Origin of the sequence: Nocardia nepalensis, assembly GCF_048910785.1 — a bacterium.
Taxonomy (GTDB): Bacteria; Actinomycetota; Actinomycetes; order Mycobacteriales; family Mycobacteriaceae; genus Nocardia; species Nocardia nepalensis.
In genome coordinates this window covers 377,298-394,017 of the sequence record NZ_JBKBET010000040.1, presented here as the reverse complement: position 1 = coordinate 394,017, position 16,720 = coordinate 377,298, and the positions used below count along the sequence as shown (strand labels likewise).

Below are 16,720 nucleotides of genomic sequence, written 5' to 3'. Positions count from 1 at the left end.
GACCGTTCACGCGGCTCATGGGATGATCGGCATGATGTGTGTGTGGACGAGGGTTGGCTAGGTAGGAGTTGACCAATGGCGCCGAACGATATTCCGTCCTGGAGTTCGCTCAAGGGGCAGGCCGCGGATGGGCACCTCACTCTGAAGGAGGGGGCGATCGAGGAGTTGGTCAGCGCGTGTGACGCGTCGATCGGCCGACTTCTCGCGTTGAAGGCCTATATCGACCGCATGAACGACGTCAAGGCGTTCGCCCCGAGCCTGGGATCCAGCAATACTCTCGCGCAGAAGTACGTCACCAGTGCGAACACCCTCGGTGACATCCTGAAGGCGCACTTGGACATTCACTACGACCTGGCCGACACCCTGATCGCCGCGCGCCGGGCCTACATCAAGGCCGAGTTGGCGGGCAAAGAGGAATTCGATCAGCTGCAGCGACTGTCCAAGATCCCGCCGCGGACCACGAAACCGGGCAGTTTCCAGTCCGATCCCAGCAAGATCGAATCGGAGTACGTGCAGGCCGGTTTCACCGGTTGGGACAACCTGAAGGCGGGAAAGATCAAGAACGCCAACGGCAATCCCAACGGCTCCAGCGTCGGAGCCCTTCCTGGCGACCTGAAGAGTTATTCCGGCCCCAAATTCGCCGGCGTGCCCGCCGAGGGGGAGAACCCGGACAGCTGGGGCTATGAACGTTTCCGGACCCTCGGAACAGAGATCGACTACGAGACTCCGGGTCGCCAAGCCGGTAACTGGAAGTGGATGGCGGGCGAGCTCGAAGGCGTCTTCCAGACGTTGAACAATAAGGTGGGCGCGGTCGCGAACGGGGATAAGTGGGGTGGCGCCGGCGCGGCAGGTGCGCGTAGTGCCACCGAGGCGTACGTGAAGGACACCCAGAACCTCCGAACGCAAATGAAGGTCATGGAATACAACCTGTCCTACACGGCTGGTTGGCTCCGCCTGACCAAGACCAGCATGCCGACCGGCCCGGATGTATCCGGGCAGACACCAGCGGCTCCGAAAGGACCCGTTATCACGGCTCCCGGCGGCGGCAATCCGCCGCCGAATACCGCCTACCCGGATCAAACCCCGATCTATCGGGAGAACTTCAAGAACACCTACCTGATCGGGCTTCCCGAATCCGACGGTTCCGTGCCGACGCTGCCGTTCCCGACGAGTCCGACCAACGGCAAAACCCCGACGAACACCGGCCCGACCGGCCCCGGCACGTCCCCCAGCGGCACTCAGCCGACGGCCGCGCAGACAGCAGCGCAGACAGCGGCCCTCCAACGCGCTCAGCAGGCGGCCGCCGCCCAGCGCCAAGAGCTCGCGAAGGCGCAGCAGGAGGCCGAGCAGCGCGCCAAGCAACAGCAGGCGGACTACGAGCGGCAGCAACAGCAGGCCGAGCAGCAAGCCGCGGCCCAGCGCGCGGCCGAACAACAGCAGCAAGCGGCTCAGCAGGCGGCCGAACAAGCCAAGCAGGCCGCGCAGCAGGGCATGGACGGCGTGAAGCAGGCGATGGACCAGGCATCGCAGGCCGCCCAGCAGGCGCAGGCCGCGGCGGCGAAGGATATGCAGTCCGCAGGGCTGGCGGGCCTGCCCTCGGCGCTGTCGGGCTTGGGCAAGGACGCGCTCAAGGCGGGCGGCGGCGGCGCCGGTCTCGGCAAGGGTGGTGGCGCGGGCGGCGGCGCGGGTGGCGGTGCGGGCGCGGGCCTTTCGCCCAACAGCCTGCAGAATTCGAAGCTGTTCCCGCGGGCGGTGGGGGCCGAGGCGGCCGGGGCCGCGATCGCGAGCCGCGCGGGCATCGCGAGCACCGGCCAGCCGGGCTCGCCCGGTGGTATGGGCCCCGCGGGCCACGGCGCCGGTCACGGGCAGAAGGAGCACAAGCGCGCCGCCTACCTCGACTCGGTCGAGCACATCGAGGAGGCGCTCGGTGATGCGCCGGTGGTGGTCAAACCGGTTGTGGAGAAATGAGCTGGCGGCTCACTGATCTGGAATTCGTATCCGCCTGGGCGGATTTGAAGGAGGACAGCCTGCCGTACCCCTTCATCTTCACCAGCCGGACGCCGCTGTGGAACGACTACCTGCGCGAGCAGCAGGAAGTGCGGCAACGGCTGCGGTCGGAGCTGGACGAGTCGAAGTGGGATGTGCTGCGGATGTTGTCGAGTTGCGATATTCGACTCGAGGTCGCCGGATGGGACGCACGGGATCCCGAGAATCCACAGGGATGTGTCCGCCTGCTGGCGGCCCGCCGCGGCGGACAAGCCGTGCTGGTGACCCAGCTGCCCGGCGAAACCGTAAGGCACAGCGGCGGCTACGTATTCACCGAATGCGAGGCGGTAGCCCTGGCCGACGCCGTTGTCGACGCGCTGCCGAAGAGCGATCCCGGCGGCCGCGCTCAGGTGGTGCTGGCCGGGCTCGACGACGAGGATGATACGGACTATTCCTACGGTCGGTCCGAGATCTTCGATTCGTTCGAGGATGAGGCCGGACACCGCGCCAAGGCGTTTCTGGACGAACCCGTTTCGATGATCGGGCTGATCAACGTGATCCAGGGGCACTCCAGATTCGGACCACGGGGTATCACCAGGCACCAGCTCGCCTGGCGAGATCTGGTGGATGACGGGCGCTACGTCATCGACGACCAAAATCCGCCGGTAGCAATCGGAGTCGATGCCAAGCGCATGACGACGGTGATCAATACCCGGATCGCCGAGGTGGTTCGGGCGATCAAGGACGAACGAGCTTGAGCCGGAGCAGTACTCGGACTCGGAGGTGAAACGATGGGCGACGGACAGTCACAGCCGGTCGAATGGACCGCGACCTCGCGCAGCGGCGCGATCTCGGTGCGCACCACGGAACAAGGTCTGCCGCTTGGCATTTCGATCGAACCCGCTGAGCTGAAGCGGGATCCGCATGGTCTCGCGGCGGAGGTGCTGCGGCTGTGCAAGCAGGCAGCCAACCGGGCCGGAATGGCGCGCAGGGCCGAGTTGGCGGCGGCCGGAGTTCCCGCCGACATGCTGGCGCTGACCGGGTTGCCGACGTCGGAAGAGGTTGCGCGCCAGGAGTTTGCCGAGGAGCAGGACTACGAGACCGAGCCGGACAGCTGGTTGCGCCAGGTGTAGTCACCGTTGTGCGAGAGGAGCTTTCACCATGTACGAGACCATGGACGAACTGATGGCCAGCGTGCAGCGGCGGCTGTACCGAATTCGGGATCTGACCGACGATATGGCCGGGGTGCGCGGCCGCGAGACGGCGCCGGACGGATCCATCACGGTGGAGGTCGACGGCAACGGAACGTTGCTGGATCTGCAGTTCTCCCAAGCTATTTCGACGATGACGCCGGCGGAGTTCGAGTCGACGCTGGTGGCGACCGCGACCGCGGCGGTGTGCGCGGCGTTCGAACGGCGTAGCGAACTGGTCATCGCGTTCAACGAGGAAGTTGCCGAGTAGACACTTGTCGTTCACGCCGTCCACGTAGAACTTATGTCAAGAACCTTAAGTTTGTGCAAAATTGCTTTCGGGCTTTGCAGTTTGATTGATAGGTTCTATGAGTTGGTCAATTGCGTTACTGGATCGGGGATTACGATGAGCGAACTCGTAGCAACGCCTGATGCGATTCGCGCGTACGGGGATGCGGCGGTGGCGATGGCGACCGGCGTCGCAACGGCGGGGGCATTCGATCAGGTGGCGACCGTGGCGGCGGCCGCGCCGGTATTCGGTTTGATCGGTCAGGATTTCCTGATGGCATTCGCCTACGCGCAGTCCAATCACGTGAGTTCGGTGTTCGAACTGGCCGGTGTGCACGCGGGTACCGCGCTGACCGCGCACGAGGGCGCCGCCGCCTATGAGGCGGCCGAGGCGGCATCCGGCACCGAATTCGGCGCTGCTGGCGTCTGATAATGAACGCGCCGCTAGACCCGTCGATCGTCGATCTGCTGCGCGGCAGTGCCCTTGCGCCGCTGGTGGATCGGCCGGTCAACGACATACTGAAGGACATGGGCCTCGGGCCACTGCCCGACCTGTCCGGCCTGCCGCCGCTGCCCGAACTGCCGCCGCTGCCGGTGATCGATCTGGCCGCCCTGGCCCGGCCGCTCACCGATATGGCGAGCGGTTTCGGCACCGGAACCCTCGGCGCGAGCGCGGGCGGTGGACCCGACCCGACCAAGGTGCTCTCCGATACCGCCCAGGCCGCGCAGACCGCTATCCAGCTCGGCACCCAGGCGCTGCAGACCGTGATGTCGCTGTGGCAGGGATTGGCCGCGATGCAGGCGGCGAACAAGGGCGCGCAGGCCGCGGAGAACGGCGCGGAACTGGCCACCCAGAGCGCGCAGGAGAAGGCGACGCTGGTCGGCGGCGCGACCTCGGTGGCGACCGGCGGCGCACTGCTCGCGGCCGTCATCGCCAAGTACATGGCCACGGTGACCGCCGCCTCGCCGTGGCTGGCCACCGGTGGCGGACAGGCGTTTATCGCGGCGGCGACGGTGGAGGCGATCACCGAGGGCGTCGCGGTGGTGACCAAGACGCGGATCGAGATGACCGCGCATTCGGCGAATATGACCGCCGCCGGCAAGAAGGTCAAGGTCACCAACGCGCCCAAGGGCGTCGACTCGATGCAGCAGGTGATGCAGATGCTCACCCCACTGATGACCATGGCGCAGACCGGCGCGCAGACGCTCACCCAGGCCGCCACCCAGGCCACGCAGGCCCAGAAACTGCAGGCCGACACCATCGCGAAGGAACAGCGGGAGCGCGAGGCCAAGGAGAAGGAAGCGGCCGAGCACGGCGGCGCGGGTGGTGTCGGGGGCGGCGGTGGGGGTGTCGGTGTCGGCGGGATCGGGGCGGCACCCGTGGCGACGCCATTGAGCCCGTGGACCGGTCCGCGCGCCGCCGGACTCAGCGGTGTCACCGGTTTCGGCGCGTCCGGAAGTGGTTCCGCCGCCGTGGAACCCGCCGCCGCGGTGCGCGGCTCGACGGGTGCTCCGGGCAGTCCCGGCATGATGCCCTACGGCGGCGCCGCGGGCACGGCCGGTGCGCGCGGGGCGGGGGATGCGGGCGGCGATATGCCGAGCTTCCTGGTCAATGCCGAACACGGCGAAGAGGTCGTCGGCCCGATCGAAGGGGTCTCGCTGCCGGTGGTCGGCGCGGCCGAACAAATTTCGGAGCCACCACCCGATAAGGAACTCACCCTCTAACGGTTCGAATTCAGGAGGTTGCGATGGCAAGCGGCGGTGGGGATTTCGATGGTGTGCTGTTCGATCCGGCGGCGGCTCGTGACGCGGCGGCCCGGCTCGACGGACTGGCGGCCCGGATGGAGGCGGAGTTGCGGGAGGGCGCGCCCGCGCTGACGGTGCCGCCCGCCGGTGCCGACGAGGTGTCGGTGCGTGCGGCGCAGACGATGAACGACGTCGCCGGCTCCTACGGCCAGAGTGCGGCGGCCGGAATCGTGGAACTGCGGAAGCTGGCGGCGACGCTGCGCTCGCAGGCCGCGCAATTCGGTCGCGCCGAGAACGACAGCGTGGCCGACTTCGGCGTCTCCGGCGCGGCCTGAGACCAGAGCGAAAACGACACGGAGCAACAATGATCGAACCACCGCAGCCCGGTTTCACCGGTGTGGTCTGGGGCGCGCGCGAGCCGGATCGGTTGGCGCGCGAACTGTCCACCGGTCCCGGCGCGGTACCGATGGCCGAGGCCGGTGCCGCGTGGGCCCGGTTGGCCGCCGGTTTCGGTACGGCGGTTGCCGAATACGAACTGATCGTCGCGTCGATGCGCGGTGCGTGGCAGTCGAGCACGAGTGGTCCGGTGCTGGACCGGATCTCGATGCTGCGCGACTGGCTCGCCGATGCCGCGACGGCCGCGGCCGATAACGCCGTGCGCGCCGAAACGCAGGCCGCGGCATACGAATTGGCCCGGCTGACCATGCCGCACACCACCGAGATCCAGGCCATCCAGGCGGTGCAGCGGATGCTCGAATCGATCGGCGGCGCGCTCGGCGCACCGATCAAGGCGGTCGCGGCGGACGCCGATGCCGACGCCGATATGGCGAAGGCGGCGGCCTCGCGGGTGATGCAGACCTATGAAGCCGCGACCGAACCGCTCGCGACACCGTGGATTCAGCAGGATCCGCCGGTGATCGCCACGCCCGCGGCGCTGGCGGCCGAAGAGGCGGGCGCGACGGCATCCGCGGCATCGGCATCGGCCATGCCAGCGCTGCCCGGTGTCACGCCCGGAATGTTCATGCCGGGCGGGATCGGTGCCTTTGCGACGCCCGCCAAGCTGCAGCCCTACCGCGCACCGGTCTTCGCTGAAGCGCCCCAGCCGGTGGAAATGACCACACCGCAACCGGTTTCGACCTCCAGCGCGAGTTCCAGTGCGCTGCCGATGGTTCCGGGTGCGATGGGAACGGCCGCCGCGAGCGAGGACGAGGAGTACGCGCCGCGCGCGGGTGCGGTGACCGGCGACGCCATCGGCGCCGATCTCGGCATCGTCTCCGCGCCGGCCGTACTCGGTGCGCCCGAGGCGCCCGCCGCAACGACCACCGGTCAGACGGCATCGGGAGGCCAGACGGCATCGGGAGGCGCCGGATGACCATCATGACCAACGACGGCCTGCTCGCGATCGCCGAACGGCTCGGCGTCCAAACCCTGCCACTGGTGCTATCGGTTGGGCCGCAACAGGATTCGTTCGACGAATGGGCCGCGGCGCAGCAGCGAGCGGTGGCCGAACTGGTCGGCGCGGGCGTGCTCGACGCCGAAGGAGATGTCGAACCGGATCTGGCCGATGCCATGTTCATCCTGGCTCAGCCCGATCGCGAGCTGGTCGCTCGGATCTACCACGCCGCGCCCGATGCGACGCCCGTGGTGACCCGAATCTGTCTGGCCCGCCGCGGCGAACACCATGCCGTCGCGGTGCGCACCGGCGACACCTTCGATGTGCGCACGGTCTGGGCGGACGGATCCGGCGAGGCGTTGGTGCGTCCGCTGCTCGACGTGCTCGGCCCGGCAACACCTGCGGAGGTCGTCAATTTCAGTGCATTGTCGACCGAATTGAGCGAGCGGCTAGCGGCGGCGCAGACCTCCGCGGATTACGCGGACGCGGTCTATGCCCTCGGCGTCGCCGACCGCGACGCCACCGCCTACGGGCTGGCCTTCGCCGCCTGCCATGCCTTCGCCGAGATCGTGGCCTACGCCCATCTCGACGGCACGACCACCCGGCCGCCCGGCGCGGTCGCGGTCTATGACACCGGACGCGGTCGCATTGTGGCCGCGCCCGGTATTGCTGCGGATCAGCAGGTCTGGTCCACGGTGACACCGGGCACCGATCACCGTATCGCGCAGGCGATTTCGGCACTGATCGAATCATTGCCCGGGGGAAGGTGGCTTCCGCAGTAGACCCTGAGGGCGTGCTGACCTTTCGAGCGACCCGCAAGCGATCGCGACCGGGAAGCCGCCAACCTTCCGGCGGTGTCATCCGACATCGTTTCCGGGCATTGGAATCACTACACGAGAGGTATCCACGATGAGTGGTGAAGGTGTACACGTAGAAGAAGCGACCGCCAAGAAGGCCGAGGAGTTCATGGCCGCGGCGGTCGACAACATGCAGCGCACGCTGAAGAAGATCGACGACGAGGTCGCCGCGGCGACCCACTGGGAAGGCGATGCGAAGGCGGCGTTCGTCGCGGCCTCCACCAACTGGGCCCAGCACTCCCAGGAGCTGCACAAGAAGCTCAACGCCATTACCGAGCAGGTCGGTCACGGTACCCAGCAGTACCTCCAGATGGAGCAGGAGAACCAAGAGGGTTTCCAGCACATCAGCCTGTAATCGATTGCGCCGCAACAACAATTAGTCTTCGAATCGGAGGTAATCACCATGACGATGGCATACTCCAAGGGCCCGATGATGGCCCTGTACAACGACCTGGTCACCCTGCACGGCGACCTGGTCAAGTACGGCAGCGATATGGAGGACGCGGGCGGCGTGCTCAAGGTGGCGTGGGAGGGCAACGTGGCCCACGCCAGCTTCAAGCAGGTCTACGACGCCTGGCACAACGAGTACGGTGACACGCTCACCTCGCTCAACAACGTCGCGGCGGCCGTGGAGAACTCGCTGCACCGTGCGCTCGGCACCGACGGCAAGATCGGTGACGGCTTCGGAGCCTGAGCCTCGCCGTAGCGATCGCTTTGCGGGTCGCTCGAAAAGGTCAGCCCTCATACGGCCGGTCCGCAAGCGCTGCGCTCGCGGACCGGCCGTATTCGGTTCGGATTACCGTGCCGCGGCGAGGGATTCGCCGATGTAGCGCATTTCGTCCGGGGTGGTGACCATATTGACCGTCGCACTTGCCGTCGAGGTCCGCACCGTGATCAGGTTGGGAGCCGAAATATCCTGCACCAGAACGATATCGGCGTCGAACTGCCCATCGGGCTGTTCGGGCGCGCGGACGTGCACGATGGTCGCGCCACCGGTCAGCGCGGTGGGGGCGATGCCGTCGAACACCACGACGGTCGCGGCGGGAATGGGCCCGCCCGGCTGCGGCGGCGCGACATGATGAACCGCACCGGCGAATCGCGGCGCGAGCGAAAGCGAATGCGGCGCACCGACATTCGCGACCATGGACTGCCAGGCCTCGGGTCGGTCGGTGTGCACGACGGTGTGCGCCCCGAGTGCGATCGCGCGCAGGATGACCTGCTGGGCCAGATCCAGCCGTCCGATGACCTCGAGATGCCGGGTGCCGTCGCCGATCAGCGGCACCGCGATGCCCTGACCGATATTGTCGGCGCCGATCAGCTGACCGCATCCGGCGGTGGGCACCGCGATACCGTCGAGCGCGGCGAGTGGGCCGCGGTAATCACCAGCACTGTCGCCGTCGCGCCGAGCGGTGCGAGCGGGCAGGCAGTCGAGCAGGGCGCGGAACTGCTCACCCGGCAGGGTGCGCAGGCCGGGCACGGGCGGCTCGACGGGTTCGGCCGCGGTGTCGAACCGAACCAGCGCACCCAGCGTGATCGGCGGGGAGGTGGGTTCGCGACCGTCGCCGGGCCGTCGCGCACCCGGCCGCAGGCGCACGGTCACCGTGGTGGTCAGGCTCGGCGTCGCCCAGATATCGGCGAAGCCGCGCGATCCGATCAGCTCCGGGCCGATCTCGTAGCTGGTCAGGTGGATGCCCTGGTGCACAAGCGACTTCGGGGTTTCGACGAATCCGTCCAGTGCGATGCCGCGGGTGAGCTGGCGCACCGCGCTGTTCATTTCGGTCGCGGTCAGCACCGATACCGAAATGTCGCGGGCGGCGAGTCGATTGGCCACCCGACGGGTCGCGATGATCGCGGTGCGCAGCGCACCCGCGCCGCCACCGCCGCGATTGTCCACGGCCTCGGCATTGGCGAGCGGATCCAGTCGCAGCACCAGCCACACCGTGCGGTGCGCGATGGCGGGCAGCGGGCCCAGGATGCGGTCGTAGAGCTGGGCCACCGGGCCGCCGCCCGCGGTCCGCGCGCCGGTGCTGATCACATCGATGGAGGCCAGGTTGATATCGAATTGACTGAGGCAGCGGCCGATTTCGGTGAGTGGAAGCACCTGGTCGGTGGACAGCGAGCCGCGCCGCAACAGGGTCAGCGCGTCCGGCGGCGGATCGATGCGCAACATGGTGAGCAGCAGATTGCCGTCCCAGCGCACGCCGTAACTGCCGCCCTCGGGCAGCGGCACGTCGAAGGCGGCCTGGCCGGTATCGGCGGGGCCGGGCCGGGTGCGGCGCCACCGGAATGCGATCGCGCGCGCCAGAATTCCGACGATATTGCGCGGTTCACGCCGCCGCACCGGGACAGCGCCGACAATGAGGACAACCGCGCCGACGGCTATGACGGCGAGGGTCGGTGCATGGCAGGCGGTGGCGATCCAGGCCGCGGTCGCGGCCAACAGCGCGAGCGGAATCATCAGTCGCAAAGGGATTTGGCGCAGCAGCCAGAATTCCGGATCACGTAACGCTGTATGCGTCGTGTTCACGGAGTTTTCGTTTCCGGTTTCTTTACCCGAGTTCGCTCCGGAGTCGGTATCGCGTTTGTTCACAGCCCCATCCACGATAATCAGACCAGTATTGCGATAACACTACCGTGCCGCACGCGAGTCCGTGACCGATCCTTTTCGAGCGGCCGGCCGGTAGTAGCCACGGATAGCACCGGTTTGCTGAATTGTCGCTGGATTGACATGGACGCGCCGAACGATACTGTAATTATCCTGTTCCTTGTCGTAGTTCGATGGAGACCATGTGCCTGCTCAGCTGACCACCAAGGCTCAGGTCAACGGCTACCGTTTTCTGCTGCGGCGGCTCGATCACGCGCTGGTCCGGCGCGATGTCCGGATGCTGCACGATCCCATGCGATCTCAGTTGCGTTCACTGGTCGTCGGTGCGGTCCTGGGTCTGCTCGTGGTGGCCGGATCGGCCATCCTGGCGTTCCTGCGTCCGCAGGGCTCGATCGGCGACGCGAATATCGTGATCGGAAAGGACAGCGGCGCTTTATATGTGGTGGTGGCCGAGTCCGAGGACAAGAAGGGCGATAAGCGCCTGCATCCGGTGCTCAACCTGGCCTCCGCCCGCCTGATCAGCGGCAGCAACGAAGCACCGAAGTCGGTCAAGGACGCGAAGCTCTCCTCGATGCCGCGCGGCCCGCTGCTCGGCATTCCGGGAGCGCCTGCGGCACTGCCGGGTTCGAAGCAGGGGGGTCGCTCCGACTGGTCGCTGTGCGAGACGGTGCAGCTCTCGGTCACCGGCAGCGCGGCCGCGGCGACCGGCGTCGAAACCGCGATCTTCGCGGGCAAACCCCAACTGGACGAACGCGTTCGGGCCCTGGCCCCATCGGACGCGCTGCTGGTGCGACGCAACGACAAGACCTATCTGATCTACGACGGCAAACGCGCCGAGGTCGATCCGGGCAATTCGGTGCTGGCCCGTTCACTGAGCCTGGCCGGGCATAAGCCGCGGCCGGTCGGCACCGGCCTGCTGGATGCCGCGATCGCGGTTCCGCCGCTGGCCGTGCCGGATATCCCGCAGGCCGGACAGCCCGGTCCGGCAAAGCTTTCCGATGTGCCGGTCGGCGGTGTCATCGCTGTCGGCGGCATGGGCCGCACCGATCAGGCCCAGCTGTACGTGGTGCTCGCCGACGGCGTGCAGCCCATCACCGATTTCGCCGCGCAGGTCATTCGCACCGCGAATTCCCAAGGCATGCGCGAGATCAAGGCGGAACCGCCGGACGTGCTGACGAATATGCCGGTGCTGCACCGGCTCGCCCTGGACCACTTCCCGGCGAACACCCCGAAGATCCTGTCCGCCGAGGATGCCCCGGTCACCTGTCTGAGCTGGGCGAAGGGCCGCGCGCCCGATAACGACGCGACCGAAAGTCCGGCCGACCGTTCCGCCATCAGCCTGCTCGCGGGCAACCGCGTGCCGCTGCCGGGTTCGGCCCAACCGGTGAGCTTGGCCACCTCCGACGGGACCGGCGATCGGGTCGATTCCGTCTACATCCCACCGGCATCGGGGGAGTTCGTCCAGGTGACCGGAACCGAGTCGGGCAGTTTGCGCCGGGGCGGCCTGTTCTACGTGGCGGACAATGGAATTCGCTACGGCATCCCGGACGTCGCCACCGCCAAGGTGCTGGGCTTGGGCGATGAGCCGCGGCTGGCCCCCTGGTCGATCATCGGCCAACTGGTGCCCGGGCCGACGCTGTCCAAGAACGACGCGCTGGTCAAGCACGACATTCTGCCCATCGGAAACTGATTCGGCCCGGGAGTCTAAACGCCCAGCGACGCAAGCACACCGCTGAGCGCCGCCTGCATATCCGGCGCCTCGATGCGCATCAGCACCGTCTCGTCCACCGCGCTCAGATCCAGCGAATCGTCATTGGCCAGGCGGAACTCGCGCTCCTCCTCGGCGGATTCGATGATATTGCGCACGAATCGGCCGTTGCCCGCGAGATCGATGCCGCGGCGCGGCTGCCCGCTCTGATCGACGCGCTCGGCCTCGTACAGCCGCCCGCACGCCTCGATCAGCAATTCCATCGCCCCGTCGGACAACTCGGAATCGCGCGCCTGCGCGATCAGGCTGCCGATCTGACCGAGTTCGGTCGGGGTGTAGGAGGGGAACTGCAGCCGCTTGGCGAATCGTGAAGCCAGACCGTCGTTCGCGGCGAGCAGCCGGTCGATCTCGCCGTCGTAGCCCGCGATGATCACCACCAGCCGGTCGCGGTCGTTCTCCATCCTGGCCAGCAGGGTATCGACCGCCTCGCGACCGAAGGCGTCGCCGCCCTGCAGACCGGTCTGGATCAGCGTGTACGCCTCGTCGATGAACAGCACGCCGTCCATCGCGGTATCGATCAGCTTGTCGGTCTTGATCGCGGTGCCGCCGAGATTCTGGCTGACGAAGTCCACGCGCTTGGCCTCGACGACCTTATCGGTCTTGAGAAGGCCCACGCCGCAATAGATTTTGGCCACCACACGAGCAATGGTCGTCTTACCGGTGCCGGGCGGACCGGTGAACGCCAGGTGGTTGCCGCGGGCCATGCTGGCCATGCCCTTCTCGGCCCGGATCTTGGCCAGCTGCGCGGTCGCCTGCAGCTTCGCCACCTGCGTTTTCACCGATTCGAGGCCGATCTGCTTATCCAATTCGGCGCGCGCGTCGGCCAGGATCTTCTTGGCGCGGTCCTCGGCGTCGGCGGTCTGCATCGCCTCTACCGAGGGCGCGGAGGCCGGATCCCAGCGGTCGGTGCGTGCGTCGATCGACTCCTTGGTGGTCACCGTGAGCCGGTAGGTGCGATCGCGCATGGCGGCGGTATTCGCGGCGAAATCCGGTGCCTGCGAATACACCTTCTCGAACAGGGCCTGCGCCTCGGCCTCCTTGCCGGTCTCGCGCAGGCACAGGCCGCGGCAGAACATGGCGGTCGTGCGCGCCGCCGGGATCGGGCCCGCCTCGGCCTGTTCCATGCGTCGGATGGCCTCGCCGAACAGACCGAGCTGGGCGCAGGCCGAACCGACCATCACGTGTGCGCCCGCCCCCAGATACGGGTCGTCCCATTCGGCGGATCCGGCGAGCACCGCCATCACATCGGGCCAGCGCTGGGTGTTGAAATGCAGTACGCCACGGATATACGCGCAGATCCGATCGTCGATCTCGCGATCGGTATCCGAGAGCATCGAGGCGCGGTGCGTGGCGAGTTCGTCGAGCACCCGCTCGGCCTCGTCGTACTGCTTCTCCGAAATCAGCTGTGCCGCTTGGGCCAGCCAGATCTCGGTGTAGCTGGCCAGCGGGTAGTCGATGTACAACCCGGCCAGGAACCGCCCGGCCAGTGCCCGCTGCGGCAGCCCGAGCCGCCGCTGCTCGCGGTAAAGCGTTGTCCCACTGTTCTTGTGCAGGTTGTAGAGCACCTCGGCGGTGACCTCACCCGCCGCGGCCCGGCCCAGCCAGGCGTCGCACATGGTCGGATCCCACTCGGTGGCACGCTGGAAAGCCAGTTTCGCGTACTCGAGATCGCGAGCCGATTCCTGTCCGTCGATGGTCAGGCCCAGCGACAGGATTCCGGCGTCGAAGGCCCGTTGTGCTTGGCGGTTGCCGGTCATTGCTGTCAAACCCCGAAGTCTTGGTTGGAGCTATAGTTTTTTTGTTGAGCGATTGCCCGCGTTCACCTTCCGGCCAGCTTACCGATCGCATGTGCACAACCGCTCGGATACATTATGTTTTGATACCAGTAGGTTGCAACGTGCGTAGGGTTCGACAGGCAGGAAACTGGGCGCAAGTGTTTGGATCGTTCCGTAAAGAGCCGGGGTCGTCGGGCAATTGACCGAGCCGCTGAGCGCTGGCCCCCGCGCCGCCGAACCCGAACTGTGCCGAGTCTCCGTCATCGGCGGAAATACCCAGCTCGATGTGGGGCTCCCCGCGACAGTGCCGATCGCCACATTTATCGGTGATCTGGTCGCGCTGATCGAATCTCGCAATCCCGACATCGTGGAGAGCGACGACGGCGGCACGCCACTGCATACCGAACACTGGACGCTGGCCCGGTTGGGTCGTGATGCCATCGCGCCGAGCCGCAGCCTCACCGAGGCCGAGGTGTTCGACGGCGAACTGCTGGTGCTGCGCTCGGTCACCGCCAAGGAATCACCGGCGCTCTTCGACGATGTCATCGATGCCGTATCTCGGCTCACCGCTGCCGATTTCCGTGGCTGGTCACCGAATTCGGCGCGCTGGACCGGTCTGGTCGCCGCGGCGTCGGCGGTGCTGCTGTCGCTGCTGCTGCTCGCGGCCGGGCGCGCGCACGGTGGCGGGCTGGCCGCGCCGTTCCTCGCGACCGGCGTGGCCATCGTCACCGCGGTCGCCGCCGCGATCGCGGCACGCAAGTACGCCGACCAATTGACGGCCACCTGGTTGTCGCTGTGCGCGCTGCTGTTGTTCTTCGGTGGCGCAGCACTTTTCGTGCCCGGCGACCTCGGCAGTCCGCATCTGCTGCTCGGCTGCTCGGTCACGCTGGTGGCCGCCGCGGTCATCTATCGCGCCACCGCGACCGGTGCCGCACTGGCCGCGGCCGCGGTGACCGTCGCGCTGTTCGGCGGTGTCGCCGCGCTGGTCCGGATGATCTGGGACTTCGAATTGCCGAAGATCTGCGCCGCGATCCTGGTCGTGGCGATCACGTTGATCTCCGCGGTGCCGCGGCTGGCGGCGGTGCTGGCCCGGCTGCCGATTCCGCCGGTGCCGACCGCGGGCGGCGCGATCGATCCGGCCGATCACGAACCGCGCCCGACCATCGAGGGCATCGGCGCGATCGGCGCGACCGCACTGCCCTCGGCCGCCGGACTCGGCGAGCGGGCCAGGGCCGCCAATCAATACCAGACCGGCATGCTCATCGCCTGCGCCATCGCGGCGGCGGTCGGTGCGATCGGCGCCGCCGATCCGCTGGGATCGGCACGCTGGCAAGGGATTACGCTCGCCGCGGTCGCCGCGGTGATCGTGAGTCTGCGCGGGCGCTCCTTCGCCGACCTGGTGCAGGCGGGTGCGCTGGTCGCGGGCGGCAGCGTCATCGTCATCGGTCTGATCACCGGTCTTGCCCTTGGCGATTCGGATCTGCTGTTGCTGGCGGGTGTGCTGCTGCTGGCCTTCGCCGCCGCGGTGGTGGTGTTCGGCGTGATCGGTCCGCACCTGGAGGTGACGCCGGTGACGCGGCGGGCCATGGAGATCATCGAATATCTGCTGATCGTCGCGGTGATCCCGCTGGTGCTGTGGATCATGGGGGTGTATTCGATGGCCAGGAACCTATGACTGCTCGGGCGAGTAAGCCCGGCTGGCGGCGCGGGACCGGAATCGTCTGCGCCGCCGCGGTTCTCGGCGCAGCGGTCGGCGGCTGGTCCGCTCCGGCCGGCGCGATCCCGCCGCCCACGATCGACTCGGGCGCACTCGGACCCGCACAGGCGCTCAGCGGTCGGCCCGCGCCCTTGGAACCGACCGAACAGAAGGTCGTCTGCGCCGAACTGTCGCTCATCGGTGGCGCCCCGGCGGAGGCGCCGCTGCCGCAGCGTGTGCTCGATCTGCCCGCGGCCTGGCAGTTCAGTCGTGGTGCTGGACAAAAGGTCGCGGTCATCGATACCGGTGTGAATCGGCATCCGCGACTGCCCGCACTGCAAGCCGGTGGCGACTACGTATCGGACTCCGACGGCACCGCCGACTGCGACGGCCACGGCACCCTGGTCGCGGGCATCATCGCCGCACGGCCGAGCCCCGACGACGGTTTCGTAGGCGTCGCACCCGAGGCCGAGATCCTCAGCATCCGCCAGCTGAGCACGCACTATGAGCGCAAGGATCGCGCGGGCGGCGATCAGCCCCCCGATGCCATGGTCCGCTCCGGCTACGGCAGTGTGCTGGCCCTGGCCGCCTCGGTGGTCCGCGCCGTCGACATGGGCGCGACCGTCATCAATATCTCCGAAGTCTCGTGCAGCGCGTCGGGAACCGATACCGCCGACGTTCCGCTGGGCGCCGCGGTGAAGTACGCCTACGACCGCAATGTGGTGGTGGTCGCGGCGGCGGGCAATGTGGAGAACGGCGGCGCGTGCGAGAAGCAGAACGATGGTGACGGCTGGGACAGTGTGCAGACCATCGCCAGCCCGGCCTGGTTCCAGCCCTACGTCCTGACGGTCGCCTCCATCGATCCGAACGGCTCGCCCTCGGCATTGTCACTGCACGGTCCGTGGGTCGGGGCCGCCGCGATCGGGCGCAATATCGTCTCGCTCGATAACAAGCCGGGCGGCACCGGATTGGTCAACGGCGCGCTCACCCAGGAGGGCATCGGATCCATTCAGGGCACCAGCTTCGCCGCGCCATATGTCGCCGGACTGGCCGCACTCGTCCGGTCCCGGTTCCCGGAACTCACCGCCGGACAAGTGATCGAGCGGATCACCCGCACCGCGCACGCGCCCGGTCCCGGCCGCGACGACCGGGTCGGACACGGCCTGATCGACCCACTGGCCGCGCTCACCGCGCAGTTGCCGGACAAGCCGGTGAGCACCGGCGCCGACACCCCGCGCGTCATGGCGGCCCCGGTGCATCCGGCCGGGCCCGATCCGCTGCCGCGCCGCGTCGCGGTCATCGGCTCGGTCGCCTGTCTGATCGTGCTGGGACTCGGTGCGGCCGTGTCGATTCCGTTCCGGCGGTCGCGCGGCTCCGCCGATCTCGACTCCGAAGTGACAGAGCTGTAGAGGGACC

General features: G+C 67.7%; 16 protein-coding genes. 14 read left to right on the top strand and 2 right to left on the bottom strand.

Annotated elements, in window-relative coordinates; genetic code table 11:
- Positions 1–75: 75 nt before the first annotated feature.
- From ACHQ4I_RS39210 to ACHQ4I_RS39160, 11 genes are all read left to right on the top strand, one after another.
- Positions 76–1,968, top strand: a complete 1,893-nt coding sequence (locus ACHQ4I_RS39210) for a hypothetical protein (protein ID WP_420776974.1) — start codon at positions 76–78, stop codon at positions 1,966–1,968.
- Positions 1,965–2,744 (top strand): ESX secretion-associated protein EspG, encoded by a 780-nt coding sequence (locus ACHQ4I_RS39205; protein ID WP_420776973.1) that lies wholly within the window; start codon positions 1,965–1,967, stop codon positions 2,742–2,744. Before ACHQ4I_RS39210 ends, ACHQ4I_RS39205 begins: the two co-directional genes overlap by 4 nt.
- 33 nt (positions 2,745–2,777) lie before the next feature.
- Complete coding sequence (locus ACHQ4I_RS39200; protein ID WP_420776972.1) at positions 2,778–3,119, top strand: hypothetical protein; 342 nt, start codon at positions 2,778–2,780, stop codon at positions 3,117–3,119.
- 28 nt (positions 3,120–3,147) lie between these two features.
- The gene (locus tag ACHQ4I_RS39195; protein WP_420776971.1) at positions 3,148–3,447 is read left to right on the top strand and encodes a YbaB/EbfC family nucleoid-associated protein; all 300 of its coding nucleotides are present in this window, start codon (positions 3,148–3,150) and stop codon (positions 3,445–3,447) included.
- Between the two features lie 135 nt (positions 3,448–3,582).
- Positions 3,583–3,894 carry a type VII secretion target gene (locus ACHQ4I_RS39190; RefSeq protein WP_420776970.1) on the top strand — a complete coding sequence of 104 codons (312 nt, stop codon included), beginning with the start codon at positions 3,583–3,585 and terminating at the stop codon, positions 3,892–3,894.
- 2 nt (positions 3,895–3,896) lie between these two features.
- The gene (locus ACHQ4I_RS39185) at positions 3,897–5,189 is read left to right on the top strand and encodes a hypothetical protein (RefSeq protein ID WP_420776969.1); all 1,293 of its coding nucleotides are present in this window, start codon (positions 3,897–3,899) and stop codon (positions 5,187–5,189) included.
- Between the two features lie 23 nt (positions 5,190–5,212).
- On the top strand, positions 5,213–5,545 hold the full coding sequence (locus ACHQ4I_RS39180; protein WP_420776968.1) for a PE family protein: 333 nt from the start codon (positions 5,213–5,215) through the stop codon (positions 5,543–5,545).
- A 29-nt stretch (positions 5,546–5,574) separates the two neighbouring features.
- Positions 5,575–6,582, top strand: coding sequence for a PPE domain-containing protein (locus ACHQ4I_RS39175; RefSeq protein WP_420776967.1), 1,008 nt, complete (start codon positions 5,575–5,577; stop codon positions 6,580–6,582).
- Positions 6,579–7,385 carry an ESX secretion-associated protein EspG gene (locus tag ACHQ4I_RS39170; protein WP_420776966.1) on the top strand — a complete coding sequence of 269 codons (807 nt, stop codon included), beginning with the start codon at positions 6,579–6,581 and terminating at the stop codon, positions 7,383–7,385. Before ACHQ4I_RS39175 ends, ACHQ4I_RS39170 begins: the two co-directional genes overlap by 4 nt.
- A 127-nt stretch (positions 7,386–7,512) precedes the next feature.
- Positions 7,513–7,815 carry a WXG100 family type VII secretion target gene (locus ACHQ4I_RS39165; RefSeq protein WP_420776965.1) on the top strand — a complete coding sequence of 101 codons (303 nt, stop codon included), beginning with the start codon at positions 7,513–7,515 and terminating at the stop codon, positions 7,813–7,815.
- A gap of 48 nt (positions 7,816–7,863) precedes the next feature.
- On the top strand, positions 7,864–8,154 hold the full coding sequence (locus ACHQ4I_RS39160) for a hypothetical protein (RefSeq protein ID WP_420776964.1): 291 nt from the start codon (positions 7,864–7,866) through the stop codon (positions 8,152–8,154).
- A gap of 102 nt (positions 8,155–8,256) precedes the next feature.
- Here ACHQ4I_RS39160 and eccE read toward each other — a convergent pair whose 3' ends face one another.
- Entirely contained in the window at positions 8,257–9,987 is a 1,731-nt protein-coding gene (gene eccE / locus ACHQ4I_RS39155) for a type VII secretion protein EccE (RefSeq protein WP_420776963.1), read from the bottom strand.
- Positions 9,988–10,249: 262 nt separating this feature from the next.
- On the opposite strand from eccE, the gene eccB reads away from it, so the two are divergent.
- A complete protein-coding gene (eccB, locus tag ACHQ4I_RS39150; protein ID WP_420776962.1) occupies positions 10,250–11,755 on the top strand; it encodes a type VII secretion protein EccB in 1,506 nt (501 codons plus the stop codon).
- 14 nt (positions 11,756–11,769) lie between these two features.
- Here eccB and eccA read toward each other — a convergent pair whose 3' ends face one another.
- Positions 11,770–13,590: a type VII secretion AAA-ATPase EccA gene (gene eccA / locus ACHQ4I_RS39145; RefSeq protein ID WP_420777087.1), complete on the bottom strand. Its 1,821-nt coding sequence runs from the start codon at positions 13,588–13,590 to the stop codon at positions 11,770–11,772.
- 217 nt (positions 13,591–13,807) lie between these two features.
- On the opposite strand from eccA, the gene eccD reads away from it, so the two are divergent.
- On the top strand, positions 13,808–15,283 hold the full coding sequence (gene eccD, locus ACHQ4I_RS39140) for a type VII secretion integral membrane protein EccD (protein WP_420776961.1): 1,476 nt from the start codon (positions 13,808–13,810) through the stop codon (positions 15,281–15,283).
- On the top strand, positions 15,280–16,713 hold the full coding sequence (gene mycP / locus ACHQ4I_RS39135) for a type VII secretion-associated serine protease mycosin (RefSeq protein WP_420776960.1): 1,434 nt from the start codon (positions 15,280–15,282) through the stop codon (positions 16,711–16,713). Before eccD ends, mycP begins: the two co-directional genes overlap by 4 nt.
- Positions 16,714–16,720 lie beyond the last annotated feature (7 nt).